23 protein-coding genes are annotated in these 25,661 nt (G+C 66.9%); 13 read left to right on the top strand and 10 right to left on the bottom strand.

Translation table 11 applies throughout. The features are described 5' to 3' along the window. Window positions 1-12: 12 nt before the first annotated feature. The 6 genes from AWB66_RS07025 to AWB66_RS07050 all read left to right on the top strand — a co-directional run bounded on the left by AWB66_RS07025 (window position 13) and on the right by AWB66_RS07050 (window position 4,320). Window positions 13-837, top strand: coding sequence for an arylamine N-acetyltransferase family protein (locus AWB66_RS07025; RefSeq protein WP_087629560.1), 825 nt, complete (start codon window positions 13-15; stop codon window positions 835-837). 9 nt (window positions 838-846) lie between these two features. After that, a complete protein-coding gene (locus tag AWB66_RS07030; RefSeq protein WP_087629561.1) occupies window positions 847-2,553 on the top strand; it encodes a peptidoglycan D,D-transpeptidase FtsI family protein in 1,707 nt (568 codons plus the stop codon). Between the two features lie 110 nt (window positions 2,554-2,663). Then, a complete protein-coding gene (locus tag AWB66_RS07035) occupies window positions 2,664-2,993 on the top strand; it encodes a hypothetical protein (RefSeq protein WP_087629562.1) in 330 nt (109 codons plus the stop codon). Between the two features lie 13 nt (window positions 2,994-3,006). Beyond that, window positions 3,007-3,285: a hypothetical protein gene (locus tag AWB66_RS07040; protein WP_087629563.1), complete on the top strand. Its 279-nt coding sequence runs from the start codon at window positions 3,007-3,009 to the stop codon at window positions 3,283-3,285. A gap of 262 nt (window positions 3,286-3,547) precedes the next feature. Next, window positions 3,548-3,856: a hypothetical protein gene (locus AWB66_RS07045; RefSeq protein WP_087629564.1), complete on the top strand. Its 309-nt coding sequence runs from the start codon at window positions 3,548-3,550 to the stop codon at window positions 3,854-3,856. Between the two features lie 149 nt (window positions 3,857-4,005). Continuing rightward, complete coding sequence (locus AWB66_RS07050; protein ID WP_087629565.1) at window positions 4,006-4,320, top strand: hypothetical protein; 315 nt, start codon at window positions 4,006-4,008, stop codon at window positions 4,318-4,320. Window positions 4,321-4,340: 20 nt separating this feature from the next. Here the strand turns inward: AWB66_RS07050 and AWB66_RS07055 are convergent, their stop codons facing one another. The 8 genes from AWB66_RS07055 to AWB66_RS07090 form a co-directional block, all read right to left on the bottom strand. Next, window positions 4,341-5,255 (bottom strand): formate/nitrite transporter family protein, encoded by a 915-nt coding sequence (locus AWB66_RS07055; RefSeq protein ID WP_087629566.1) that lies wholly within the window; start codon window positions 5,253-5,255, stop codon window positions 4,341-4,343. 127 nt (window positions 5,256-5,382) lie between these two features. Next, window positions 5,383-6,753 (bottom strand): exopolysaccharide Pel transporter PelG, encoded by a 1,371-nt coding sequence (pelG, locus tag AWB66_RS07060; RefSeq protein ID WP_087629567.1) that lies wholly within the window; start codon window positions 6,751-6,753, stop codon window positions 5,383-5,385. A 27-nt stretch (window positions 6,754-6,780) separates the two neighbouring features. Next, the gene (pelF, locus tag AWB66_RS07065; RefSeq protein ID WP_087629568.1) at window positions 6,781-8,337 is read right to left on the bottom strand and encodes a GT4 family glycosyltransferase PelF; all 1,557 of its coding nucleotides are present in this window, start codon (window positions 8,335-8,337) and stop codon (window positions 6,781-6,783) included. Beyond that, entirely contained in the window at window positions 8,334-9,398 is a 1,065-nt protein-coding gene (locus AWB66_RS07070; RefSeq protein WP_087629569.1) for a tetratricopeptide repeat protein, read from the bottom strand. Before AWB66_RS07070 ends, pelF begins: the two co-directional genes overlap by 4 nt. Next, complete coding sequence (locus AWB66_RS07075; RefSeq protein WP_235021017.1) at window positions 9,385-10,866, bottom strand: PelD GGDEF domain-containing protein; 1,482 nt, start codon at window positions 10,864-10,866, stop codon at window positions 9,385-9,387. Before AWB66_RS07075 ends, AWB66_RS07070 begins: the two co-directional genes overlap by 14 nt. A 31-nt stretch (window positions 10,867-10,897) precedes the next feature. Next, window positions 10,898-11,449, bottom strand: a complete 552-nt coding sequence (locus tag AWB66_RS07080; protein WP_087629570.1) for a penicillin-binding protein activator LpoB — start codon at window positions 11,447-11,449, stop codon at window positions 10,898-10,900. A gap of 28 nt (window positions 11,450-11,477) precedes the next feature. After that, complete coding sequence (locus AWB66_RS07085; protein WP_235021018.1) at window positions 11,478-15,311, bottom strand: tetratricopeptide repeat protein; 3,834 nt, start codon at window positions 15,309-15,311, stop codon at window positions 11,478-11,480. Between the two features lie 10 nt (window positions 15,312-15,321). After that, window positions 15,322-18,237, bottom strand: a complete 2,916-nt coding sequence (locus AWB66_RS07090) for a bifunctional glycoside hydrolase/polysaccharide deacetylase family protein (protein ID WP_235021019.1) — start codon at window positions 18,235-18,237, stop codon at window positions 15,322-15,324. Between the two features lie 405 nt (window positions 18,238-18,642). On the opposite strand from AWB66_RS07090, the gene AWB66_RS07095 reads away from it, so the two are divergent. From AWB66_RS07095 to AWB66_RS07120, 6 genes are all read left to right on the top strand, one after another. Beyond that, complete coding sequence (locus AWB66_RS07095; RefSeq protein ID WP_087629572.1) at window positions 18,643-19,779, top strand: fatty acid desaturase; 1,137 nt, start codon at window positions 18,643-18,645, stop codon at window positions 19,777-19,779. Then, window positions 19,677-20,522: a DUF3667 domain-containing protein gene (locus tag AWB66_RS07100; protein WP_087629573.1), complete on the top strand. Its 846-nt coding sequence runs from the start codon at window positions 19,677-19,679 to the stop codon at window positions 20,520-20,522. Before AWB66_RS07095 ends, AWB66_RS07100 begins: the two co-directional genes overlap by 103 nt. Before the next feature lie 97 nt (window positions 20,523-20,619). After that, window positions 20,620-21,435: a phosphate/phosphite/phosphonate ABC transporter substrate-binding protein gene (locus tag AWB66_RS07105; RefSeq protein WP_087629574.1), complete on the top strand. Its 816-nt coding sequence runs from the start codon at window positions 20,620-20,622 to the stop codon at window positions 21,433-21,435. A gap of 181 nt (window positions 21,436-21,616) precedes the next feature. Continuing rightward, the gene (locus tag AWB66_RS07110) at window positions 21,617-22,609 is read left to right on the top strand and encodes a luciferase-like monooxygenase (RefSeq protein WP_087629575.1); all 993 of its coding nucleotides are present in this window, start codon (window positions 21,617-21,619) and stop codon (window positions 22,607-22,609) included. Between the two features lie 226 nt (window positions 22,610-22,835). After that, window positions 22,836-23,081, top strand: a complete 246-nt coding sequence (locus AWB66_RS07115; protein WP_200818937.1) for a hypothetical protein — start codon at window positions 22,836-22,838, stop codon at window positions 23,079-23,081. A 440-nt stretch (window positions 23,082-23,521) separates the two neighbouring features. Continuing rightward, the gene (locus AWB66_RS07120) at window positions 23,522-23,725 is read left to right on the top strand and encodes a histone-like nucleoid-structuring protein (protein WP_407642271.1); all 204 of its coding nucleotides are present in this window, start codon (window positions 23,522-23,524) and stop codon (window positions 23,723-23,725) included. Between the two features lie 57 nt (window positions 23,726-23,782). Here AWB66_RS07120 and AWB66_RS07125 read toward each other — a convergent pair whose 3' ends face one another. Both AWB66_RS07125 and AWB66_RS34290 read right to left on the bottom strand, forming a co-directional pair. Further along, window positions 23,783-24,178, bottom strand: coding sequence for a hypothetical protein (locus AWB66_RS07125; protein WP_087629578.1), 396 nt, complete (start codon window positions 24,176-24,178; stop codon window positions 23,783-23,785). Between the two features lie 163 nt (window positions 24,179-24,341). Next, window positions 24,342-24,542: a hypothetical protein gene (locus AWB66_RS34290; RefSeq protein WP_235021021.1), complete on the bottom strand. Its 201-nt coding sequence runs from the start codon at window positions 24,540-24,542 to the stop codon at window positions 24,342-24,344. A gap of 437 nt (window positions 24,543-24,979) precedes the next feature. Here AWB66_RS34290 and AWB66_RS34295 point away from each other — a divergent pair, with 437 nt between their 5' ends. Beyond that, the gene (locus AWB66_RS34295; RefSeq protein ID WP_235021022.1) at window positions 24,980-25,624 is read left to right on the top strand and encodes a helix-turn-helix domain-containing protein; all 645 of its coding nucleotides are present in this window, start codon (window positions 24,980-24,982) and stop codon (window positions 25,622-25,624) included. Window positions 25,625-25,661: the final 37 nt, after the last annotated feature.

Genomic DNA, 25,661 nt, shown 5'->3' on the forward strand with positions numbered 1-25,661 from the left:
AGACTTCGAACAATGAACGCACCCAATTCTTCGATCGACCTCGACGCGTATTTCGAGCGCATCGGTTATGACGGTCCGCGCGAGGCCTCGCTCGACACGCTCGCGGCGCTTCACCGGCTGCATCCGCAAACGATTCCGTTCGAAAATCTCGATGCGCTGCTCGGGCGTCCCGTGCGACTCGATCCGCAATCGATCCAGCAAAAGCTCGTCGGCGCGCGGCGCGGCGGCTACTGCTTCGAGCACAACCTGCTGTTTCGCGGCGCGCTCGACGCGCTCGGCTTTACGACCCGCAGCCTCGCCGCGCGCGTCGTCTGGGGCCGCACCGATCCGCAGATGCCGGCGCGCACGCACATGCTACTGCTGGTCGATCTGGAAGGCGTCACTTATCTGGCCGACGTCGGGTTCGGCGGCGTGACGCTGACCGCGCCGCTCGTTTTCGAAACCGGGCGCGACCAAGTGACGCCGCACGAGCCGTTCCGAATCGACGCCATCGACGCGAACAACTACCTGCTGCAAGTGAAGCTGGACGATACGTGGGCGCCGCTCTACCGCTTCGACCTCGAACCGCAGTTCGACATCGACTATGAACTCGCGAACCACTTCGTTGCAACGCATCCGCAGTCGATTTTCGTGAGCAACCTGCTCGTGGCGCGCGTCGCGGCGCATTCGCGCTACGCGATGTTCAACCGACGGCTGACCGTGTACGGCCCCGATCCGTCGCAACGCGAACTGACGACGGTCGACGCATTGCGCGACGTGCTGCAAAACGAAATCGGCATCCGTCTGCCGGATGACGCGAACCCCGCTCTCGACGCCATGCTCGCACGCCTGCCCTGACCCGCCGCCATGTTCAACAAGAAGAAGACGCCCGGCCGCGTCGCTTACCAGACGCCGCACCCGAATCCGATGCTCGCGAGCCGCCTTCCGAAGTGGCGCTCGACGCTCGTCCTCTTGTGCGTCTCCAGCGCGTTCGCCGCGCTCGCCGGCCGCGCGCTGTGGGTGCAGGTGCTCAACCAGGACTTCTACATCAACGAGGGCCAGAAGCGTTATCAGCGCACGCTCGAACTGGAGGCGACGCGCGGCCGGATCGTCGACCGCAACGGCGCGATGCTCGCTGTGAGCCTTTCGACCTACGAAATCTGGGCGACGCCGAAGCTCTTCGATGCCGAACGCGCCCGCGACATCGCGCGCCTCATCGACATGCCGGAGAAGGAATTGCTGCGGCGCCTCAACGCGAGCCGCTCGTTCGTGCTGCTCAAGCGCCAGGTCGACGCCGACACGGCGACGCGCATCGCCGAAGCCGGCCGTGCGGGCGTCACGCTCGTGCCGGACACGAAGCGTTTCTATCCCGAAGGCGAGTCGGCGGCACACATCGTCGGCTTCACGAACAGCGAGGACAGCGGCCAGGAAGGCATCGAACTCGCCGCCGACGCGCGCCTCACGGGCGAGCAAGGCCAGCGCGAAGTGATCCGCGACCGGCTCGGGCGGGTGATCTCCGAAATCGGCGAGAGCGCGCCGCCGCAGAACGGCGAAACGATTCACCTGACGATCGACCGCCGCATCCAGCAGCTCGCGCACACGCAGCTGAAGGCGGCGATCACGAAGCATCAGGCGCGCGCGGGGAGCGTCGTCGTGCTCGACGCGCGCAACGGCGAGATCCTCGCGCTCGCGAACTATCCGACCTTCGACCCGAACGACCGCGCCCGTCTGACGGGCGAGCAGTTGCGCAACCGCGCGCTCACCGACACGTTCGAACCCGGCTCGACGATCAAGCCGCTCGTCGCGGCGCTGTCGATCGACCTCGGGCTGGCGCGGCCCGACACGCGCATCGACACGTCGCCGGGCACGTTCAAACTCGGGCCGAACGTGATCCACGACACGTCGAATCACGGCGTCATCACGGTGTCGCAGGCGGTGCAGATGTCGAGCAACATCGCGCTCACCAAGCTCGCGCTCAGGCTGCAGCCCGAAACGATGTGGCAGAAGTATCGCGAATACGGCATCGGCAGCGCGCCCGACTTGACGTTCCCCGGCGCCGCCACCGGCCGGCTGCGCTCGCACGAGCGCTGGAAGCCGATCGAGCAGGCGACGATGGCCTACGGCTACGGACTCTCGCTCTCGCTATTGCAGATTGCGCAGGTCTACACCGCCTACGCCGGAACCGGCCACTTCCATCCGGCCACGCTCGTGCTCGACGACACGCGCGCCGCGCCCGTCGCCGTCACGAAACCCGCGACCGCCGCCGCGATCCGCACCATGCTCGAAATGGCGATGGGACCCGAAGGCACCGGACGCGCGGCGAACGTCGAGGGGTATCGCGTCGGCGGCAAGACGGGCACGGCGAGAAAGCAGGTCGGGCGCGCGTATGCGAAGAATAAATACCGCGCGTCGTTCGTCGGCATGGCGCCGATGAGCGCGCCGCGCGTGATCGTCGCGGTGATGATCGACGAGCCGTCGACGGGGTCCTACTACGGCGGGACGGTGGCGGGGCCGGTGTTCTCCGGCGTCGTCGGCGGGACGATGCAGCTGCTCGGCGTGCCGCCCGACGCGTGATTCGCCGCGTGCCGGGCGCGCGCCTTGCTGCCGTCATACTGTCGAAACCGTAAGGGCGCCGTGCTCTAATGACGCCTTCAGAACGAGAGAAACGAATGCTCAGAGAGACCATGAAGAAACGCGCAGCGCTCTTCGCGCTTCCCCTGCTGCTCGGCGCATGCGGCTACTTTCACAACCCGGACGCCGGCGAACCGGAAGTCGAGAAGGCGTCGAACAGTTCCGTCGACAGCATCGTGCGGTGCATCACGAAGGAAGCCGACAAGCACGACGCGCCCTACAAGAAAACGCCGATCCCGCAGGGCGTGATGCTCGAATTCGGCGAATCCAACGTGATCAAGGTGCGCTTCGACAACGGCGAGACGAGCTATCGCTTCTATCCGGGCCAGCGCCACACGTCGAACATGTGGATCGAGGGTGCGGGCAAGAAGTGCGCGCCTTGAGATAAGACCGAACATGCGCTCCACCAAGGCAATCGCCGCTGTCGAGCGGCTCAAGATCCGCAGCGGCAATCCGCAGTTCGCGGCCGTTAGCCTGAGCGGCGGCCTGTTCTATCTCGTCGACAAATCGGCGGACGGCGACCAGAAAGTCTCCGCGCCGCTGCCGATGGACCAATTCGTCGCGTTCGTCAACGCGATCCAGCCCGCGAAGCCGCGCAAGACCAGCAAGCTCGATCTCGCGATGGAAGAGCAGATCCGGCGCAGCGGCAAGACGCGCGACACCGGCGAAGGCTGAACGCTCGCACTTTTTCATTGCCCCTGCGCGCATCCCTGTTCGCCGCGCCACGGCACGACGCAAACATGGCGCCGTTCGGCGAAACAATGTGCGATGCCAGACGGAGCACCTACCCTCGCCTTGCGTACATTTTTGACAACGGTCGCAAAAACCGAGGGGCCGCCTGAAACGACGTCGAGCGTTCGGGCGAACGGGGTGCCCGCGCGGCGACGGAAGCGTTGATTCGCGTCCGTTGCCGCGTGGCTCAAACGGTGACGAGTACATGAAAAAGAAGAAAACCGAGACCACGGGCAGCCTGCTGCCCTCGGCGATGGCCGATGTCGAACTTCAGCACATCGAACGCGCGCTCGCCCAGCTTCGGACGATGAGCGCGCAATCCTCCGGAACACTGAACGTCGAATACTGGCGCGAGCGGCTCAACGCCGTTGGCACGCAGTACGCGCTCGTGCCCGCGCAGAGGCGGCGCATCGAGGCGCTGCGGGGCGCGCTCGACGCGGTCGGCAAAGGACCACGCGACTCCACGCCGGGTCGCAGGAAAACCACCAATAGGCTTTGGGCGAAAGCGGCCTAACCACCGCTTTCGCCCCTTCGCGCCGCGGCGCGAGCCACGAGCGCCGTCGCGCGAGCGACGGCGCGCAAGCTTTCCTGTAAGCGTTCCCGTCGATGCCGTCAGGCATTGTTCCTGCTCCTCGCAGAGACCTTGGTCTTTCTGGAGCCCGCATGTCCCGATTCGATTCCACTTTCCTTCGCCGCGCTGCAACGGCCGCTTTCGCGTGCTCGATCGCTTTGACCAGCAGCAGCGGCTTCGCGCAGATCACGAGCAGCAGCGGCTCCGAGCAGCAGGAAAATCGCACGTCGGCGATGGGCACGCAGCCCGCCGCCGCCAACTCGGCCGTCCACGAATCGCAGGCGCCCCAGTCGAAGGACGCCGCCGGCACGAACCGCGGCGCGACCGCCGGCAAGGGCCATAAGACCGAAGGCGCCGGCGGCTTCAACAACGGCCTGTACGGCACGGGCGCCGGCAGCAACAAATAACGCCGTCGCGCCGGCTCGCGTCAGTCCTGCCGGTTCGGCGCGCCGGCGATCTCCGGTGCGATCGCCGCGTGGTTGACGATCGCCACGAGCGAGATTCCGCCGATCATGTTGCCGATGAACGTCGGCAGCAGGAACACGCCGAAGTAATCGCCGATGCTCGCCGCGCCGGTCATCACCGCGTACGACGCCTCGACCGACCCCGCGATCACGTGCGACAGCTTGCTCACCGCGACCGTGTAGGTGATCAAGAGGATCGTCAGGAGTCGCGCCGAACGCGCGCTCGGCAGCAGCCACACCATCAGCGCGATCAGCCAGCCGGCGAACATGCCACGCACGACGGTCACGCCGAAGCTTCCCGTCAGCGGCGCCTGCGCGACGTTGGCGAGCGACTCGGTGACCTCGGGCGAGAACACGCCGGGAAACTGCAAAAACCCCGCGAAGATTACCGTGCCGACCAGGTTGAACAGCAGCACGATCGACCAGAGGCGCAGCGTCTTGAGCAGCGTCTTCATGTCGCGCCGCGTGAGCACCGGCAGCACCGCCGAGAGCGTGCTCTCGGTAAAGAGTTGCTGGCGCCCGAGAATCACGATCACGAAACCGACCGTATAGCCGAAGCTCGATACGAGCCCGCGCCAGCTCGTGTCGGGCAGCGCGCTTTCGAGGGTCGCCTGCACGAGAAAAGAAAATCCCATCGACAACCCCGCCGCCAGCGCCGACCAGATCAGCGCCCCCGCGGTGCGGTCCATCGCGGCCTCGCCTTCCTCGCGCACGATCTCGTGGATCACCAGCGCGCGCGGCGTCGAGTGCTCGGCGGCCTGGTCCTGCTCGTCACGGTTCAGGTGGGGCGAATTCGCGCCGGCCTCCGACGCTTCCGGCGTGGCAGCGGACGCGTCCGATCCGGAACGCGCGCGTGAAGGGTTCTGCTCGTCTGACATGGACTGGTTGCTCCGGGATGCTCGCCGACGATCCAGGAACGAACGCGGCGAATGAACGGGAATGGCGCGTCCGTGTGTGTGCGGAAACGACGTCCCGATCTAGCACGAACGATGCCCGCCACGCGCATCACTGGAGCATGAAGGTTTCGTATTCGAGCGTATCGAGCTTGCGGTCGAGCCAGTAGAGGCTCAGGAGCACGACGGCAAGCAGCGCGAGCGCAAAACCGTAGCCGTACCAGCCCGGGTTGAGCGCAAGCGTGATGCCGGTGAACGCGACGTTCAACAGCACGAACAGCGCGACGAGCGTGAGCACCACGCGGCGCTTGTCGAGATAGAAGAACACATTGATCACGCCCATGAAGATCACCTGCAGGCTCGCGGCGATCACGTCGACGTAGAAGAGCGGCAGATAGAGCGTCGAAATCCGCAGCCAGTCGAGCAGCACGGTGCCGATCGCGAACAGCATCAGCGCGGCGGTCGCCTGCACTTTCACGATCTCGTAGAGCCCGTTGCGCAGCGCCTCGACCATCGCGTTGCGCATGCGCTCGATGTGCTGCAGCGAGGCGCCCTCGCGCACGGCGTTGTAGAACTCGTCGTAATACTCGACGAAGTCCGTCTCGATGCGCATCAGGAACACCGCCATCCCCGGGATGATCGCGAGGTAGGAGAGGAACACCGGAATGTCGTAGATGATCGACGCGCGCAGCGGTCCGATCACGCTTTGCCCGGTCGCCGGCGAGTACCAGAACATGAACTTGTCGGCCCAGACGCCGAGGTTGTACAGGAAGCCGGTGAGCATCAGCGTCGGATAGCGATAGCGCTTCATGAAGAGCTCGAACGCCATGAAGCGGCTGCCGGTGTAGTCGCGATAGATCAGCGTGAGGAGCCCCGCGAGCAGCACCGTCTGTCCGACGACGAAGCCGCCCAGCAGGCCCGTGAGCCCGAACACGTTCAGCGTGATCGCGGCGCCGGTCGTCAACGCATAGCCGATGAAGAACACCCACAGGATCGACATGTACTGCTTCATGCCGGAGAGGAAGATCGTCGCGAGCCAGATGTTGCTCATCACGACGAAGCCCGCCAGCATCAGCAACCGGTAAGCGGCGCTTTGCGCCGGAAAGAGCATCACGACGGCGAGCCCGCCCAGCACCGCCGCCGCCACTGTGATGACGAGCGCCGCGCCGTGGAAATTCGGCAGCACGAGGTCGGCACGCTTTTCGAAGAGGCGATCCGACGTGAAGCGCGTATAGGCGAGTTGCAGCGGCCCCGTCAGCACGAGGCTCAGCGAAATCAGATACGTGACCGACACCTGGAACTGCGTGATGAGTCCCGTCGGCAGCACGAACGGCAAGCTGAGAATGCCGATCAGCAGAATGCCGACGATCGAGAGAATCCACGGCCCCGCGCTGATGAGGCCAGCGTACGCGTAGGCCTGCATCAGTCCCGCGAGCGTGTCGCGGCGGAGCATCTTGCGCAGTTCGAAGCCGATTCCAGCCATGTCCGTGCCTTGGAAGTGGGTGAGCGTTCAGCCCGGCGTCGCGATCAGGCGCGCGTAGAGCGACCGATAAGCGCCGACCATTCTGTCCTGCGTATAGAAGCGCTCGACCCGCGCGATGCCGGCCGCCTGCGCCGCGTGCCAGTTTCTGTCGTCGAGGAGGTCGAGCGCGGCCTGCGCGAGCGCGCGCGGATCGGCGATCTGCACGACGCGTCCCGCCGCGCCGAGCGCCGCGTCCTCGCCGGGCAGCCCGTCAATCAGTTGCCGGCACGAGCCGACATCCGTCGTGACGGACGGCACGCCCGCCGCGAACCCTTCGAGCACGACGAGCGGCAGCGCCTCCGAGATCGAACTCAGGATCAGCACGCCGCAGCGCGGCAACAGTTCGTCGATCTTCTGGAAGCCGAGAAACTTCACCTTCTCTTCGAGCCCCAGGCTCTCGACGAGACTGCGGCATTCCTTCGCGTATTCCTCGTCTTCGTCCTCGGGACCGGCGATCCACGCCTCGGCTTGCGGCTCCTCGCGCACCACCGTCAGCATCGCGCGGATGAAGGTCTTGATGTCCTTGATCGGCACCACGCGGCCGATCAGGCAGAGCGTCTTCGGCACCTGCGACGCGCGCTTGCCGCGCAGCGCCGCGAGCCGCGCGAGATTCACGCCGTTCGGAATGCTCGCGGTCTTGTGCGCGGGCGCGCCGTCGGCGACCTGGCGTTGCCGGTTGCCTTCGTAGAGCGCGATGATGTCGGCGGCGGCGTCGTAGCACACGCGTCCGAGCGTTTCGAAGAAGCGCACCCACAGATCGCGGAAATAGCCGACCTGCGAGACGTCGCGCTCGAAGATGCTGCGGTTGTCGCGAATCCACTGGCTCTGGAACAGGTCGATCTTGCGTTCCTTCGTGTAGATGCCGTGTTCCGAGACGAGCAGCGGGCGCCCGGTCCGATGATGCGCGAGCGCGCCGAGAAAGCCCGCATAGCCCGTCGATACCGTGTGGTAGACGCCCGCGAGCGGCAGCGTCTGCGCGATGCGCGCGAGTTGCCAGAGCGGCTTGTGCATGATCCGCACGGTCCAGAAGTAATCGACGAAGGACGGGTCCGTGCAGCGCTCGCGATACTGCTCGGTGATGAACTTCCACGCCTCGCGCGAGTAGAGGAATTCCTGCTCGGAGAGCTTGCCGCCGGGCGCCAGTTCGCCGAGCATGTCCTTGAGCATCGCGCCGGCCGCCGCGCGCATCGCGGGGTTGCGCATCGCGTCGTGCAGTTGCGCCGACTGCGCGAACGCCGCACGGTCGCCACGGCCCTTTTCGATCGACGGCGGCGCGTCGAAATCGTAGAGGAAGTGGTTTTCCTGATGCACGACGTTGTCCGGCAGCGGATACGAAAGCTTCGGATAATCCTGCGGCCGGCTGCCGAGAAAGCACAGCGCGAACGAGTGCTCCGGAAACGCGCGGATGATCTGGTTGACCCAGCTCGACACGCCGCCGCTCACATACGGAAACGTGCCTTCGAGCAGCAGGACGACATCGGCCTTCGAAGCCTTCGGAAGCGCCGCGCTGGCGGTTTGCTTCGAAACGTGCTCGACGGTACTCATGGCAGCGCCTTTTTTGGGGAGGCAGTTGAAGCAGCGAAAGCCGGCAGCCAGTAGTCGAGCACGGGCTCCATCACGGGCAGCACGGCGGACGAATTCATCTGCACAAGGAGCGATCGCACGCGGACATAATCGCCGCGCAAGTACGCGGCTTCCGCGAGATAAGGCAGCATGCGGTCGCGGGCGAAGCCGCATTCGATGGCGCGCGCGAGCAGCGCTTCGGCGTCGTCGAGATCGCGCCGGTCGAGCGCGAGACGCCCGCGCATGCGCCACAGCGACGCATCGCCCGGCTCGATGGCAAGCGCCGCCTGCGCGTAGGCGTCGGCCTGCTGGGCTGCGTTGCGATAGACGTCGCCCTGCACCAGATACCCGTAGATCAGCTCGCCGTAGAGCGCCGCCAGCGTCTTGTTCACGCGATACCGCTCGCGCGGCGCGAGTTCGCGCGCGAGCTTCGGGCGCTCGGCGAGAATCTTCTGTGTCAGGAGCTTCTCCTGGCTGTCGAGCATGCCGTAGGCGAGCAAGCGAATGTCGTCGAGCGGATCGGCCAGCATGCCGCGCAGCAGCGGACTGATGGTGTGCGCGGGCATCGACTGCATCGCGAGCAGCGCGGTCATGCGCAGCGACGTCGCCGCTTCGGCGTTCTGCAATTCGGCCTTCAGGCGCGCGCCGCGCCCGTACGACACGTGCGGGATCAGGTGCGTGGCGAACTGCGGCTCCTCCACATAGGCGATGCCGCTCGCCTCGACCCGGCGCGGCAGCGCGAGCGCGAGCGTCATTGCGCAGACGGTGGCGAGCACGCCGCCCACCGGCACGCTGAAGTTGAAGAGCCACAGATAGAACCACGACGCCTTGCCCGGAATCCGGTAGCGGCGCGGCAGCACCTGCCATGCCGCGAGCGCGATCAGCGCGGCGGCGAGCGCCTGCAGTTCGAGACAGCGCAACAGCAACGCGGTCTGCGGCCCGTCCCCCGCCGCCATCACGAAGACGCGAACTTGCAGCGCCGCCCCGGCGACTGCCGCGACGAGCGCGAACGCGGCGACGACGCGCGAATCACCGATCGACATGACAGAGCCTCAGAAAAGCGAGCAGCGCCTCGACGGGCGCCGCGCGTCCGACGCGCATCGAATAGGTCGCGACGTGCGCCGTTTCGAAGTCGGTGCCGAATTGCGCGCGCAGGTTCTCCTCGATGCGCAGCAAATAGCCGTCCACCGCGCCCTCGCCCGACAGCGGCATCAGCGTGAGCACGGCGCGCTGGCCCTGCTGCGCGATCGGCCACTGCACGTCGAGCGAGCGGCGCGAGCGCAGCACGTGCTCGTAGAGTGACGCGGACAGCGCGCTCGCATCGAACACCAGCGCGACGAGCGACGATTCGATGCCGGTATCCTTGTGCAGATGTTCGAGGCGCGCGTAGTCGAGAGCGAAGTCGTAAGGGACGCCCGGAAACGCTTCGATGAGCGCGCGCGTGATCTCGGCGTGGCGCACGCCGTCGGCGTAATAGCCGCACAGCACCAGCAGGAATTGCAGGTTGTCGCGCGTGAGCGCCAGGAACGGCATGCGCTCGACGACCAGCAGCGCCACCCGGCGCCCGCCCGCATCGAGCAGCGGCGCGACCGCCTGATAGCGCGTGTGCAAGCGCGTATCGGCGCCGCTCGCGTCGCCTTCGGCCGAGCGCGGGTGAGCGAGCGCGTGTTTGTCGAGCGCCTCCACGACGAGCGGATCGGCAAGATCCAGCTCGAACGGCGCGCCGACCGTCGCGGCGGGCGTCGACACGACGCCGCCGTCGCGCCATTCGTAGAGCGCCGCCGTCTCGATCTGACAGGCCTGCGCGGTCGCCTCCAGAAAGCGCGCAGCGCCCTTGAGCGCGCCCGGGTCGTCGTCGCGCAACGCGAGCGCGCGCAGGCGCCCGAGCGAATCGCGCAGGGTCGCGGGCCGCGCGAGCAGGTCCTGTTCGAGCCGCTCGTGCGAAAGCCGCAGCAGGAACTGGTTCTTCGTGAGGATCGACAGGCGCTCGGCGAGATAGTCGTTCGCGACGCGCGCCTGCCGTTGCCGCCCGATCCAGATATCGCCGAACTGGCCGCAGAGCAGCGTCGCGATGAAGCCGCCGAAGAAGAACGCGCCCGGAAACGCCGCGCGGACAGGCGCGCCCGTGTGCGCGCCGGACACGAGCGGCACGAGCGGCCCGGGCGCCTGCACATACCAGCCGGCGAGCAGCAGCAGGCCGCTCGCGGTCCCGGCGATCGTCCCGTAGCGCAGCGCGAGCACGATCGGCACGAGCCAGACCCAGCCGAAGCCAGTGCGCACTAGGAGCGGATCGGCGGGATCGACGAGCCGGCAGATCGCGAGCAGCACGAACGTCGCCACGACGACTTCCGCCGCGACATACGCGGCGCGCTTTCGCGAAATGCGCGACGGCGCGATCACCCGCGCCCACAGCATGTCCTGCGCGATGCTCTGGCCGCCCTGCGAGCTGGTGCGGCGCACGCGCGAGTCGCCGCGCTTTTCGCCTGCGGCACGCCCTGTCTGGTTCGCCACGTCGTCTCTCCTCATTGCCCGGCGCTGCCGCTCAGCGCGTGAGCGGCGCGAGCAGTTGCTTTTCGAGCTTCTGCGCGACGCCCGAAAGCGCGTCGCGGCTCCAGCCGGTGCGGCTGCCCGCCGCGCTCCAGAGCACCTTGCCGCTCTCGACGTCGATCACGTCGAAGGTCAGGCCGACGGCGGGCTCCCCGTCGACGCCCACTTTATAGCGCCACTCCGTCACGGTGCCCGTGAGCGCGTAGCGGATCTTCTGCGAGCGCGCCCAGTCGAGCGCCTTCGCGGCGGCGTCGGGCCGCGCGGGATCGAAGAGATTTTCGTCGTCGCCGCTTGCCGGATAGCGCGTCAACTGCCGGAAGCCGCCCGATGACAGCAGGCTCTGCGCAATCGACGCGGCCCGCTGACCCGCCTGCGGCGTCTCCGTCTGATTGACGATCGGCAGGACGGTGAAGCTGTCGTCCTTTGAAACGCTCGTCACCGCGTCGCTGCGATCGACGACCGCGCACGCGTTGAGCGCGAGCGCCGCCACGAGCGCAATGCTCACGCGGACGGCGCCGCCGTTGACCTTTGCAATCCTGTTCTTCATGTCGATTCTCCATGTGCTGCAAACCGGTTCAGTACAGCCAGCGATATCGCACGCCGTATTCCGTGAAAGGCTGCGAGCGGCCTGAACTCGCGCCCGCATGCTCGTAGTAGACGACCGCCTGATCGTTGCCGAAGACGCTGCCCGCGAGCCCGACGCGCACTTGCGCGACCCAGCCCTGGTTCGAGTCGTGCACGGGGCCGGCCGCGAAAAAAGGCCCCCAGCGGCGCGTGTAGCCGCCGTCGAGATCGTCGCCGACCGAGAACAGCACGCCCGCCTGCGTGAACGTCTGCGGCATGAACTGCGAAGCGGTGAGCGGCACGCCCGCCGGCAGGAGCCCGAGAAGCTTGCCGCCCGGTGTGCCCGAGGCGCTGTATTGTCCGTGCGTGAAAACCGCGCGCACGGTGTAGTCCGGATAGCCCGTGCGCAGCTTGTAGCCGGCGCTCAGGTCGTAGACGGCGCCCGTGCCGAGAAACGACTCGTCCTGTCCATAGAAGCGGTCGTATTCGAAGCGGCCGTTCAGGAACACATGCGGATCGGGGCGATACAGAAAGCCCACGCTCGCGAGATTCTTCATCCCGCCGACGATCAGCTGGCTCGTCTCGGTCGCCATCTGATGCACGCCGAGCGCGTAGCTGAAGCTCAGGTTGCGCGTATCGCGCAAGGTGCCTTCGAGGCGGAACGTCGTGAAATCGTCGAGTGCGTTGCGGCGGCCGAGCGTCGCCTTTTCGCTGTGATCGAGGCCGAGGTTGCGAAACGTCAGGTCGAGCCTGCGATCGTGCTGCGGCACGCCCGGCAGCGACTCGCTGCCGGTCTGGTTGCGCTCGCTGTAGTCGAGCGCGAGCGACTGCGTCGGCGAAAGACGGAGGCCCGCGCCGATGCCGCTTTCGGTGAAACGCAGCCCGCCCTGATCGACCACCCGGAAGCGCGGCGCGAGCGCCTGCGCGTTGCGCAGCAACTGCTCGCGCAGCACCGCGTTGACGGTCTCGTCGTCGGGCAGCGCGAACTGCTGGTCGTATGCGTGAGTCTGCACGGCGCCGAAGCGGCCCGTCGCCGCTTCGGCATCCAGACGGTTCTGGCGCGGCACCCAGTCCGGCTCGGTGTCGAGCAGACGTTCGATCGTCGGCGTGTCGCGTTCGGCGAGCGCGATCGTCATCTCGGCGTAGACGGGGCGCGTCGCGCTGTCGATGTATTCCCGCAGCAGCCACACGCGCTCCAGATCGTAGGCTTCGTGCGACTGCGCCCAGCCGAGCGCCGCCTCGCGCGCGACCGCCGAATAAAGACGCTGCCTGCCCGCGATGCGCGCCGCCTCGCTCGCGGGCAAGGCATTGGCGGGCGATGGCGCGGCCGCCGTATCCGAGTCGCGGTCTTCACGCAGCAATTCGATCAGCACCGCCCGCGACGCATCGCCGCCCCGGAACAGGTCCGTGAGGCCGACCATCCGCGCGCGCAGGTCGGCACGCTGCGCGTCGTCGAGCTTCGGGCCGGCGTTGCCCGCGCGCGCTGTCATCTGGCGGCGCCAGACGGCGTTGCGCACGCGCCAGGCTTCGTCGATCCGGCTGTTCAGCTCCAGCGCGTCCGCGTAGCCGAGCGCCCAGAGCGGATCGTCGCGGCGCGTCGCGGCTTGCTTGTGCATCATGTGCAGTGCGGCGCGGCCGTCGCCGAGACGCAGATAGGCCGCCGCATAAGGTCCCCACAGCGAGCCGTCGTCTTCGGCGTCGCGGGCGTAGCGTCTGAGCGCGGCGCGCAATTCTGCGTCGCTGCCGCGCTCGGCGAGCGCCCACATCAGCGCCGTGCGCGCTTCCGCATTGCCGGGCGCGAGCGCGAGCGCCGCGCGCACGTCGCGCAACGCGCCGTCCGGATCGCCCGCGTCGCGCAGATACTGCGCCCGCGCGAGCAGGAACGCCGGACGCCGTTCGGCGGCGGCCCGCTGCGCCGGATCGAGCGACGCCAGCAGCGACGCGATGCGCGCCGTCGCATGCGCGCGCGTGTACTCGTAGACGGCGAGTTCGAGCAGGCGCTCGCGGCCCGTCGAGCGATAGGCGAATTCGGCGAGCCGCCCCGCTTCGAGCGGCGCGTCGTCGTAGAGGCCGACCATCGACGCCATGTCTTCGGACGACGCCTTCCCGCCCTGCACGAGCGCCTGATAGCCCTCCTTGGCGGCGGCGTCGTCCTGACTCACGGACGCCGTCATCGTGTAGAGACGCCAGAAGTCCTCGTCGGCGGGCGTGGCCGCGCGCCTCGCGTTCTTCAGGACCGCGAGCGAGCGCTCGAAGTCCGTGCGCACGTAATACAGGATGCCGAGCCTGAACGCGTACTTCGGATCGGGACCGTACTCGCCGTTCAGGCGCGTGTAGGTGGCAAGCGCGAGATCGTCGTCGCCCTTGCGACCGGCGAGCGCCGCATAGCGTTCGAGCAGCGCGCGGCGAACCGGGCCGCGCGGCTGGCGGTCGATGCGCGCTTTCAGGAAGCGCAGCGCGGAATCCGGGTCGCCGAGCAGTTCGTAGGCGTTCACGACGCGATCGACTCGATTCATGTCGGCGGGATCGCGGTCCGCTTCGAAGATCGACGCTTCGAGCAGCGCCGCGTCGTCGCCCAGCGCCGGGGCGAGGCGCTCGACTTGCGCCCAGCTTGCGGCGTCGTTGCGACGGCGGGCGAGGATCGCGTAGTTCTTCAGCGCGACGTCCGGCGCGTGATTCCATTCGGCGACCTGCGCCAGTCGCTCGCGCCAGACGATCGAATCGGGATCGTGGTCGACGGCGCTTTGCGCGACGCGCTGCGCGTTCGCCACGTTGCCGTTCGCGAGGAAGACCTTGAAGGCGAGTTCGTAGTCGTCGTTGTCGAAGGCGGCGCGCGGGGCGCTCTGGTGCGATGGCGGCGCTGCATCCGATGCGATCCGGCTCAGGCCGTCGCGCAGCGTGTCTCGCGGACCGGGCGTCCAGACGGCGCGTCTCACGTTGTCTCGATTCGACGCCATATTCGCGCGGACAAACGGCGTTTCGGAAATCGCTTCGGGTCGCGATTCGCCATCGCCACGCCCGCGCGCGGACATGTCGACGAGCCGCCGCGCATAACGGTCCGCGAGATCCGGCCGCCCCGCCGCCAGCGCGAGCCGCGTCAGAAAGCGCAACGTCTCGCGGTCGCGCGAGAGCGAGCCGAGTTGCTGATCGGCGGCCAGCAACGCTTCGTTCAACCGATTTCCCGCCTGCAGCGCCTGCACTGCGCTCAGGAAAAGACGCCGCTCTTCGTCGATGCCGTGCGCCTTCCCGCGCGCCGCGAAGAACGCATCGGCCGCTGCGGCATAGTCGCGCGCGCCCAACTTCAGCTTCGCGCTCGCCTCCAGCCAATCGCCTGCGCGCGCCGGCTCCGCATCGGCGAGACGCGCGTAGTAGCGGCCCGCGAGCGCGGCATCGCCGAGCGCCGCGGCCTTCGCCGCGAACGCTTCCAGTTCGCCCGGCGGCCACGGCCTGGTGGCCGCGACCGTCAGCAGCCGGTCGAGTTCGCGCAGCCGCGCTGCGCGCGCCGGATCGTTCGGCTTCAACGCGTACGCCTGCGTCTCCGCCAGTTCGATGCGCACTTTCAGCGAGCGCGTCTGCGCGTCTTCGTCGGACGACCCGGCGAGCCGCGCGAGCAGCCGTTCGGCATCCGCGATGCGTTGCGCTTTCAGATACTGCCGCGTCAGTTCGGTCAGCACTTCGGCGTTGTCCGGCGCGATGCGCAGCCACGCCTCCAGGTACGCGATGGTCAGCGTGTCGGTCTTCTGGCCCTGCAGCAGCCGCTCCTGCAAGCGCTCGCGCGGAAACGCGAGCATCAGCGTGAGCATCACGAGCAGGCCGAACGCGGCGATGACAATGGGCGAGAACAACCGCTCGCGATCAGGTTCCGCAGGCGACATCGACGTGGACCGGATTTGTGTCGGCTGAAGACCGGCGCGGCGGCGCGTACTCGGCGCGCGCCTGCCGGCCGGAGCCAGGCGTGGCCGACAGCGCGCGGCCATCGGCGCTGACGCGGCACGCGCGCGCGCCCGCGAGCGAAAAGCGCGGCGCCACATGCGATGCAAGATCGAACGACAGGCCGTTCGCGGTGCGCGTGAAGCGCGAGATCGCGCCGTTCGCGTCGGCGAGATACGGGAGGCTTTGCGCCCGCGCGGCATCGACGGTGCGAAAGCGCGCGTCGGTGCCCGTCAGGTGCACGTAGACGCCGCCCGGCCCCGCGAGATAGCCCGCGACGCCTTCGGCGCTTGCCAGCTCCGGCGCGCGCCCCGGCGGCAGCCGCACGGTGCGCAGCGCGCCGCCGCCGTGGACGCGCCAGAAATCGCCGTCTTGCTCGATGCTCATGCGCTCGAAATCGAGCACCTTCTGCGCATATTCCGATGCGTACACCGGCATCAGCGGCTCCGCGAGCAGCCTGCCGTAGACCTGCTTCAACGCCTCGACCGACGCGAACTTCGTTCCGCTGAACATGTGGTAATAGACGTCGACGGGCTTGAAGCGGATCGGCGTTCCGGTCATCTCGAAGGTTTCGAGCACGCGCGTGTAGCCGTAATACGGCCCCTGCCAGAGCTGCGTGTACGCCTCTTCGTTCTGGTTCGGCGCGAACACCTGAAAGTAGCCGTCCTTGTTCACGCCGAGCGGCGCGATCGCGCTCCAGGTCGGGTCGCGCTTCGTGATCAGCGTGTCGCCGCCATTCATGTTGTAGACGCCCGCCGCGTCGGCGGCCTGGATCACGCTCGCCGGCACCTGGCAGTCGCCGCTCAAGAGCAGCACCTTCACGCGCTTGCCCGGCGGCGCGAGACGGTCGATATAGCCGATCGATCCGCCGATCTCGCGCGCGGTGTCGTACCGGTAGCCGGGAATGTCGATCGACAGGCCGTTGTAGTTCGCGCGGCTGCCGCCCTCGGTCGTGGTGTCTTCGCTGTTCTGCGCGGCGAGGCCGGTCACGCGCATCCATTGCAGCGGATGCGTGTAGGTGTGGCTCGCCATCTCGACGTTCGGCAGCGCAAACATCCGGCGCGCGATCTCCCGCAGACGCGGCGCGATGCTGCGATACGGGCCGTCGTCGGAGACTTCGCCCTCGATCACGGAGACGGTCGTCGGCAGGCCGAATTCGCGGATCACTTCGTAGAGCGCGTCGCCGGAGTACTGCGGGGCCTTCGAATTTATCGCGCCGCCGTCGACCGGATATTCGGCGCGCGACGCGAGACCGTCGCCGTCGATATGCGTCATCAAAAGACGGCGGCCGTTTTCCGTCGACGGGTCGGGCGCGGGCATGTCGTCGGGCAGGCGCAGCGCCGCCTTGAAGAAGCGGATCGGCTGCACGACCCAGCGCGCCTGGTTCGCCATCGGCATGTCGAACACCGCAAACGGCCGAAGCGCATAGCCGCCCCACGGCGTGATCGCGGCGGCGTCGATGGCGTAGTCGTTGCCGGGGTCCGCCGAAACGAGGCGCAGGAGCGAACGGCTGTGCGGACCCGCGCGCACGCCGGTGGTGTCGCGCGGATCGGGACGCGGCTTCATTTCGAAGCCCATCATCGCGTCGTCGATCGATTCGACCTGCAAACGTTTGCCCGCAAGACCGCGAACCGGCTTCAGATCGAGCCTGGCGGCGAGCGCATCGTCGAGGTTCATGCCGAAGCTCGTCAGCATCGCGACATGCATGCCGTTGCCGATCTGCGCGAGCAGCCACGCGCGGAACGCGCCGGCGTCGGGCGGCGGGCCGTCGAGCCAGACGACGATGCCCGCATAGCGCGCATCGAGCGGCGCGGCGGGCAGCTTCGATGCATCCGCGAATTCGACGCGGTAGCCGAGGTAATTCAGCGGCATCGACACGTAGCGCACGCCGGGCGTCACGTTCAGGTTGGTGCTCGCGGGCACGTTCTGGACGACGAGGATCGTGCGGGCGAGCGCGTGCGGGGCGCCCGTCCGCGCGTTCTGCTGCGGCGCGTCGCCAAGCGCGTTCGCCGCGCCGACGCCGACCGTGCTCAACGCGCCATCGGTGACGTACGGAATCAGGCCGTCCGCGCTGATTTTCGCGGCGGTTTCGCGCGCGCAGCGCCGGTCGGCGGGCGCGCAATAGTCGATGGCGAGGACCGGCAGGCCGTACTGCTCGCGCAGCGTCTTCGCCTGCGCGAGCAGCCAGTCGCGATCCGCCTGCGGGACCGCGACATATTGCTTGCGCGCCTGATTCCAGCCGCGATAAAGCGATTCGAACGCGACCGCATACGCGAGATCGTGGACCTGCGGCATCAGTTCGAAACCGCGATTGAAGATGAGCCGCGCCTCGGGATAACGCGTCTTGATCGCGCGGATCACCGCGACGAGGCCGGCTTGCTGGCGCGCGCGGGCGTCGTCGGAATGCGCGGCGAGCTGATAGGAATCGAGCGTATCCAGGAAAAAGCCGCGATAGCCTTTGTCCCACAGCGGCGCGATCACTTCGTCGACGAAAAAGCGCGGCCAGCCTGGCGCCGACTGATCGACGACATGCGATTGCCACGCCGCATTGCCGCCCACGAGCCAGGACGGCGGGATCTTCCGATAGTACGAACGCGACGACGTCACCTCGCCGACGCTCACGTACGCGAGCCATCTGGACGCATCGGTGGATTGCGCACGCGGATCGAAGCCGCTGTCCGGCTCGACGACGACCGCATCGAACGCGGACAACTGCGCGGCCGGCACCTTCGCCCCGTAAAAAAGCGCGATCGACGGCGCGCCCGACGCGGCAGCGCCCGCGCACCACGGCAGGAGCATCGCCGCGAAAGCGGAGAACCACGCCAGCGCGGTGGCTCGCATCCGGCAGCAGCGCTTTTCGCCCACGCGTGCGCGGCGCGGTGACCGCATCAGTCGACCGGGCGGCACGCTGCGCCGCCTGCTTCGCCGGGCATCGGGCGCGGGCCCGGCTGCCTCGGCGCTGCGCGTGTGCCCGGGACAGCCGCTCCCGAACGGGTGTTATTGAGAGTCATCTATTGTTCTCGATTTTTTAAGCCGCGCTCACGTACTCGGAAACGGGATTTACTCAGACTAGTGCCAAAACCGTCTTAAGACACGGAAGCGACGTGGCTCCGGTAGCAAATGCCGTACCGCGCCGCGTCGATGCGCAAACCTTTCCCGTCGGCGGCACATGGTTAGGCGCAATGCTTGGTTGGGCTGGGCGGCGGGCGTCGCTACCATTTGGGCTCGCCAAGTCACCGAACGCCGATGTCCCTCTATCTCGACGACGCCCAACGCCGCGACATCCACCGCCTGCGCGCCTCGTGGCGCTGGCGCAGCCAATGGCCGACGTGGCTTTTGATCGCCTGCGTGTACGGCGGATGGTTCACCGTCGCGCTCAATGCCCGCACGCTCGGCATGCCGCTCGCGCTCGGCGCGCTGGCGCTGCTGTCGTGCTGGTACATGTCGCTGCAACACGAACTGCTGCACGGCCATCCGACGCGCTTTCCCCTCGTCAATGCGCTGTTCGGCATCGCGCCGCTCGCGGTCTGGTTCCCGTATGCGGTGTATCGCGAGTCGCATCTGCGTCATCACGACGATGCGCATCTGACCGATCCCGCACGCGATCCCGAGAGCTTTTTCGTGTCGGCCGAGTGCTGGGCGCGCGCCGGAACCTGCCTGCGCGCGCTCTTCGCCATCCGCAACACGCTGCCCGGCCGCATGCTGATCGGGCCCGCGTTCGCGATCGCGGGGACGTTGCGCGGCGCGGTATCGTCGATGGCTCGCGGGGATTGGCGCGCCGCCGGCAGCTGGGCGCTGCACGGCGTGTTGCTCGCCGTGCTGGTCGACTGGCTCGATCGCCGCTGCGGCATCGGCTGGTTCGCGTTCCTGTTCGGCGTCGGCTATCCGGCGCTCGCGCTGGGCGCAATCCGCTCGTTCCACGAACACCGCGAGGCCGCCGATCCGGCCGCGCGCACCGTCATCAACGAAGCGGGCTGGTTCTGGCGACTGCTGTTCCTGAACAACAACTATCATTTAGTGCATCACGATTTGCCGCACGTCCCGTGGTTCGCGCTCCCCGGCATCTACGCGAAGGCGCGCCCGGCGTACCTGAAACGTTGTAACGGCTTCATGTACGACGGTTACTGGGCGATGGCGCGCCGCGTGGCGTTCGCCGCCGTCGCGCATCCCGTGCATGTGCGGACCTCGGCCGGCATCCCGCTTCGCCCGGCGCGCGCCGGCACGCACGCGACGGCCGCAGGCATCGCCGCCATCGTGCGCGCGGTCCAACCGAGGAAGCCATGTCTGCCACCGAGCCCTGGACATGCCCGACGTGCGCCATCCGCGTCGCCAGCCCGTTCTGCCCACAATGCGGCGAGAGCGCTCTTCGGCCGCCAGACCTGACGCTGCGCGGGATCGGCGCGAAGCTGCTGCACGCGGCCACGAGCATCGACGGCAAGCTGGTTCGCACGCTCTGGCTGCTGTTGCGTCATCCGGGGCGGTTGACGGTCGCGCATCTGAACGGCCAGCGCATGCCCTACGTGCCGCCGTTCCAGTTGTTTCTCGTCGCGAACGCGTTTTTCTTCGCGATGCAGTCGCTGACCGACACGCAGATCTTCGGTTCGACGCTCGACTCGCATCTTCATCATCAGGACTGGAGTCCGCTCGCGCAGTCGCTGGTGGCCGAACGCGTCGAGACATTGCGGATGGACGCGGCGCAGTACACGCTCGTTTTCGACCGCGCCGCCGTGCTCAACGCGAAGTCGCTGATCATTCTGATGGTCGTCCCGTTCACGCTGATGTCGTGGCTGCTCCTGCCGCGCGCGGGCAGGCCGTTCGTCGCGTTCTTTTATTTCTCGCTGCATCTTTACGCGTTCCTGTTGCTGCTGTTTTCGCTCGCGCTCGCGATCGCGGCCATCGACGTCCGGCTGGGCGGCGCCGGCCTCGGCTCGCCCGTCGTGGACAAGATTCTCTCGATCGTCAATCTGGGCGTGTGCGGCGGTTATGCGTTCCTGGCGCTGAAGCCCGCGTTCGGATCGCGGGGAATCGGGCGCGTCGTGAAGGCGGTCGCGATGGCGCTCGCGGCGGGTGTCATCGTGCTGGGTTACCGGTTCGCCATTTTTCTGATCACGCTTTACACCGCGTAACCGGCCGCAAGCGCAGGCCGAACGGGCGACTATACTGCGCCTCTGCGGCGCGCGCCGCTATGCCATCGCGCCCTAGCGGCAAACGAACCCCAAAGCCATGAACTGGATCGCCGCCCTGCCGATGTACAACGTGACACCCGAGCTCGCCGCCCACTGGCGGGCGCTGCTCGCGCACGTCGGCGCGCGGCTCGAACCGTGGCTCGCGGCCCGCGGCGATTCGCTCGCGCTCATCGAGCCGGACGAGCAGCTCGAACGCTTCTGGCTGCGCGACGATCTTCTGCTGTCGCAGACCTGCGGTTATCCGCTGGTCCACGCGCTTTCGGAGCGGGTTCGCGTGATCGCGACGCCCGCATTCGACATCGACGGCTGCGCGCACGGCAACTATCGCAGCGTGCTCGTGACAGGCGCGCACGTCGACGCGACGACGCTCGCGCAGTGCCAAGGCCTGCGCGCCGCCTTCAACGACGACGACTCCAACAGCGGCATGAACCTGTTTCGCGCGGCCGTCGCGCCGCTCGCGCTCGGCAAGCCGTTCTTTTCCGCCGTGCTGCGAACCGGCGGCCACCTGCAATCCCTGCGCGCGCTCGCGATCGACCGCAGCGCCGACGTCGCCGCCATAGACTGCGTGACGCTCGCGTTCGTGCGCGACCGGTTACCCGAACTGGCCGATGGAATACGCGAGATCGGCGTGACGCAAAGCGCGCCGGGCTTGCCGTTCATCGCGTCGAAGGCGGTGCCGGCCGAAGTGCCAGCCCTTCTCGCCGACGCGCTCGACGACGCCGTCCGCGCCGATCCCGCGCTCGCGCGCCGGCTGAAACTCACCGGCTTCGTGCGCCGCCCGGCGAGCGACTATGCCTCGATTCTCGACATCGAGCGCGGCGCCATCGAGCAAGGTTATCCGGTGCTTGCGTGATCGCCGGGGCTTTCGCAAACGTCCCGCGAATAACCCTACATTCGGTGTGACGGGCAGGTTTTCCCGACTTTCGGCACAATCGGGGTTTCATACGGCGTCGCGAGACGCGCCCCGCAATCTGCACACGCCTCATGCAAGTCGCCCTGCGCGCCCCGACGCCTCCAGACACCGGAGCCGTCGAATGATCCCCTTTTCAGTACTCGATTTATCCCCGATTCCGGCCGGCGCCACCGCCGCCGACGCCTTTCGCCATTCGCTCGACCTCGCGCAGCACGCCGAACAGTGGGGTTATCTGCGCTACTGGCTCGCCGAGCATCACAACATGACGGGCATCGCGAGCGCGGCCACGTCGGTCGTGATCGGTTATATCGCGGGCGGCACGAAGACGATTCGCGTCGGCTCAGGCGGCGTGATGCTGCCGAATCACGCGCCGCTCGTGATCGCTGAGCAGTTCGGCACGCTCGCCTCGCTGTATCCGGGCCGCATCGACCTGGGACTCGGCCGCGCGCCCGGCACCGACCAGACCACTTCGCGCGCGCTGCGCCGCGACCTGCAAGGCAGCGCGGACTCGTTTCCGGACGACGTCGTGGAACTGCAGCGCTATTTCGCCGATCCGGTCGAAGGCCAGCGCGTGCGCGCCGTGCCGGGCGCCGGGCTGAACGTGCCGATCTGGCTGCTCGGCTCGTCGCTCTACAGCGCGCAGCTGGCCGCGGCGCTCGGCCTGCCGTTCGCGTTCGCGTCGCACTTCGCGCCGGACTACCTGCTCACCGCGTTGCAGGTGTATCGCGCACAGTTTCGTCCGTCGAAGACGCTCGAGAAGCCCTACGCGATGGTCGGCGTGAACGTGTTCGCCGCCGATCGCAGCGAAGACGCGGCGTTTCTCTTCTCGTCGCTGCAGCAGCAGTTCGTCAACCTGCGACGCGGCACGCCCGGCCAGCTTCCGCCCCCGACACGCGACATCGCGTGGAGCGAGACGGAGCGCGCGGGCGTCGAGCATTCGCTCGCGTGCTCGGTGGTCGGCGATCCGGGCGAGGTCGAAGCCGGACTGGCCTCGCTGATCGACCAGACGCAGGCCGACGAACTGATCGTGACGGCGCAGATCTTCGATCACGCGGCGCGGCTGCGCTCGTTCGAGATCACGGCGCAGGCACACGCGGCGCTCGCGGCGCGTTGAGCGCAGGCGCGCGCGAAGCCGCGACGAGCGCGTGCCGCCCGCATCCGCGATAATCCGCGCGCCTCTGGACGCGCGCGGATTTGGCAAGCAATAATGGAATCGTCGCCGGCGCGTCTGGCTGACGCGGGCTGCGGGCGCTGTGCCTGTCGCGCGCACGTTCCACCTGCGACTTGGCACGACGCACGCAGGAGAACGATCACGTCGATCACCGGAACGGAGAATGTCGATGCCAAGAGGTCCCGCCACAGGATCGATGACCTTGCTGACGGAATGCGATGAAGCGACCGGTCAGGAACTGCGCACGCTGCGGCTCGTGCCGGCCGACGACGGCAAGGCCGTCGTCCTGATCGAAATCGACGAGCGTAAAGCCGGCATTCACCGCGAAGTGCGCTATGAAATTACGGCGGCGGAATTGATCGCGGCCATTCGCGCGCACGGCGCCGAATTGCCGGGTGAACAACATAATCGTTAAAAGGATTTAGCGATTACAATAAGCGGCATACAATAGAAGGGTTCGAGGTTTCGAAGCGCCCTGGCATCGCTGGCCGGCTTCCCGGATTCCGCAAGAGCACCCTGACGTGTCTTCTTTACGCGCCTGTCCTTCGCAACGTCCGCCAGCCATAGCCGAAGCGCCGCCGGCCCCTCTTCGTGTTCTCAGGGAATGACGGTATTGCGGTATTACACTAATTGACGTGCGGTTCGCCACGCGCCACGCTTTGTAAAAATCATTTAACTCATCGAACCGCCCCGGTCCGCGCGGGATATCGGTTCGCCTTCCAGAAAGTAATAAGCTGAATCAGGACAGCCGTGGACGAAAGAAAGAGAGACAGCATCATTGCCTATTTGCGTGGCCGAATGGTCGAGTTCGGCATAACCGAAACGGCGCTCGCCGAGGCCCTGGCCGAAGCAAACGTGGCAGCGACTCCCCTCCCCCCGAAGACGAACGGCACGAAGCGGCTGATGCCGCAATTGCCCTCCGTGCCGCACGCCGGCAACGGCGCGAAGCCTGCGTTCATGAACGCGAGCGGCGACACGTGGGACGGTATCGGCGACATGCCCGAGTGGCTCAAGCGCGCGGTGCACGCCGGACAGGACATCGAGTTCTACCGGGTCTGACAGCGAGTCGGAAAGCGCGCGACACGCCGCCGCGCGCGCACCGCGCGTGGGGCAAGGCTAGGCGACCGCCTTTTCCGCGCGTCCCGCGTTCTCGCGTGCATGCTCGTACACGCGCACTCGCTCCGTGGCGGCGATGAGCCGCTTCTGCTTCATCGTCGCGTTCTGTAGCGGCGACGATCCGACCACCGCGGCATATTCTCCGTTGCGGCACCGGCGAAAGCGCTGGAAGAAATCGGGACCCGGCAGGCCGTTGTCGCAGGCGAGCAGGACGCCGTAGTCGACCGACGAGACATCGGCGAACGAGCGCACCGCCGCCTCCAGCACGCGATAACGCTCGGTGAGCGGCACCGTGCGCTCGAACATCGCGTGGAACTTCACATAGGGCAACATACCTTCGTTCGCCGCGGCGCGCGCCAGGGCGCGGGTGATGCGTTCGGTCATCGGGGTGTCCATGAAGGCTCCTTTCATAGGATCGAGTCCGGGTTTGCGTGCGCGGATTCGCGCGCACTTGTGTTGAAAAGCGGACCGGTTCGCACGAAGCGGGTACCTGTGTGCGTCGCCCGCCGGACCCGGGCGAATCTGTCCGCATGACGCGGCGTGCTCATGGCGCGCGCGCTCACTCAAACGTCGCGCTGAGCGAAAGCAGCACGGCGTTTCCTTTCGGGCGGTCATGCGCCTCAAATTCGTTGACCCGGCGCAGTCCCGCCGAAACCGGGCGAAAAAGCCGGACTAATAACCCGAAATGACCGGCGACGTCTCGACGCCATATCCGATCGAATGCGTCGCACATTAAAAGTGCTTCGGTGAAATCGACCACGAGTCGACACCACGCGTTTAGCTCGCTTCGACGATCCATTTCAAGGCAATCCTTTACGTCGGTCTTAACGGAACACCGAAAAAAACGCGCGCGAATTCTCCCGCCCTTTGCGTGCGCATTTAGAAGAACGCTCGATACGGTTACGCTGGCGGACTCGGCTGACAGGTCGAATGAAGGGACGCGAAGGTCCGCGCGGTTTCGACTGGCGAATCTGGCTCGCGGGCAGCTAGCAAGGGAAAGCCATGCACGTTCCTCGGAAAACGTGGGCGGCGCGCGAAGCCGCGGTGACGCGGATGATTGCCTTACAACGAGCTTCTTGGCCTCTTTTTACAGATGCTAACAAACGTTTTTTATCCATGCCAAGAACATTTTTATTACTGCATCAAGAAATGCAACACGCGCGCCGGTAATTTCATTCTCCGGATTCTCCAGAGCGATTGAATCTGGAGGTTTCTTCCATAGGAAAAATGAAATCGAATTACAAGGAAAAAATTTCGGTTCCTTTTTCCCAATTCGACGAGAAACCGTATATTGATACATGCTGTAAGCGACTTCGAGGTTTTGGCATCGGAAAACGGATTGTGCTTTCCACGAACGGCTTCGGTCCTGGCGGTTGCGGCGTTTGCGCGACGCCGGGCATCAGCCGCTTTCCTGCGATCACAACGACGAGTGCGCAGATGCTTTCCCGACCAGAAAACCTTCCGAGCGTCGTCCGGAGAATGACAGCCGGGCAGATGCTGCTCGACGGCGCGTCGGTGGAAGCCGTCGCCGAGCAGTTGCATCTTTCCACGCAGACCGTGAAGCGCTATCGGGCCATCGTGTCGGCGGGCGGGCTCGAAGCGTTGCAGAAGATGGGCGTCGGCGGCCGCTCCTCGGTGCTCGATCAGGAGGCGCTCGAATGGATCGCGTCGGCCCTGAAAGGACCGGCGCGCGCGCATGGCTTCGAAAGCGACGCGTGGACCAACGCCCGTCTGCGCGCGCTGATCGAACGACGTTATGGCGTGCGTTTTTCGCGCGTCTATATCTGGCAGATCGCAACCAACCTTGGTCTCGGACACCTGCTGTCGAAATCGCGGCGCTAGTCGCGCCGCCCGGGACGTCTTCTCACTCAAGCAAGGA

Source organism: Caballeronia telluris, assembly GCF_001544495.1.
Taxonomy (GTDB): domain Bacteria; phylum Pseudomonadota; class Gammaproteobacteria; order Burkholderiales; family Burkholderiaceae; genus Caballeronia; species Caballeronia telluris.

Excerpts from the sequence above, each read along its gene's own strand:
- AWB66_RS07025 (WP_087629560.1), top strand. The coding sequence starts at position 13 with ATGAACGCACCCAATTCTTCGATCGACCTCGACGCGTATTTCGAGCGC.
- AWB66_RS07030 (WP_087629561.1), top strand. The coding sequence starts at position 847 with ATGTTCAACAAGAAGAAGACGCCCGGCCGCGTCGCTTACCAGACGCCG.
- AWB66_RS07035 (WP_087629562.1), top strand. The coding sequence starts at position 2,664 with ATGAAGAAACGCGCAGCGCTCTTCGCGCTTCCCCTGCTGCTCGGCGCA.
- AWB66_RS07040 (WP_087629563.1), top strand. The coding sequence starts at position 3,007 with ATGCGCTCCACCAAGGCAATCGCCGCTGTCGAGCGGCTCAAGATCCGC.
- AWB66_RS07045 (WP_087629564.1), top strand. The coding sequence starts at position 3,548 with ATGAAAAAGAAGAAAACCGAGACCACGGGCAGCCTGCTGCCCTCGGCG.
- AWB66_RS07050 (WP_087629565.1), top strand. The coding sequence starts at position 4,006 with ATGTCCCGATTCGATTCCACTTTCCTTCGCCGCGCTGCAACGGCCGCT.
- AWB66_RS07055 (WP_087629566.1), bottom strand. The coding sequence starts at position 5,255 with ATGTCAGACGAGCAGAACCCTTCACGCGCGCGTTCCGGATCGGACGCG.
- pelG (WP_087629567.1), bottom strand. The coding sequence starts at position 6,753 with ATGGCTGGAATCGGCTTCGAACTGCGCAAGATGCTCCGCCGCGACACG.
- pelF (WP_087629568.1), bottom strand. The coding sequence starts at position 8,337 with ATGAGTACCGTCGAGCACGTTTCGAAGCAAACCGCCAGCGCGGCGCTT.
- AWB66_RS07070 (WP_087629569.1), bottom strand. The coding sequence starts at position 9,398 with ATGTCGATCGGTGATTCGCGCGTCGTCGCCGCGTTCGCGCTCGTCGCG.
- AWB66_RS07080 (WP_087629570.1), bottom strand. The coding sequence starts at position 11,449 with ATGAAGAACAGGATTGCAAAGGTCAACGGCGGCGCCGTCCGCGTGAGC.
- AWB66_RS07090 (WP_235021019.1), bottom strand. The coding sequence starts at position 18,237 with ATGCGAGCCACCGCGCTGGCGTGGTTCTCCGCTTTCGCGGCGATGCTC.
- AWB66_RS07095 (WP_087629572.1), top strand. The coding sequence starts at position 18,643 with ATGTCCCTCTATCTCGACGACGCCCAACGCCGCGACATCCACCGCCTG.
- AWB66_RS07100 (WP_087629573.1), top strand. The coding sequence starts at position 19,677 with ATGTCTGCCACCGAGCCCTGGACATGCCCGACGTGCGCCATCCGCGTC.
- AWB66_RS07105 (WP_087629574.1), top strand. The coding sequence starts at position 20,620 with ATGAACTGGATCGCCGCCCTGCCGATGTACAACGTGACACCCGAGCTC.
- AWB66_RS07110 (WP_087629575.1), top strand. The coding sequence starts at position 21,617 with ATGATCCCCTTTTCAGTACTCGATTTATCCCCGATTCCGGCCGGCGCC.
- AWB66_RS07115 (WP_200818937.1), top strand. The coding sequence starts at position 22,836 with ATGCCAAGAGGTCCCGCCACAGGATCGATGACCTTGCTGACGGAATGC.
- AWB66_RS07125 (WP_087629578.1), bottom strand. The coding sequence starts at position 24,178 with ATGGACACCCCGATGACCGAACGCATCACCCGCGCCCTGGCGCGCGCC.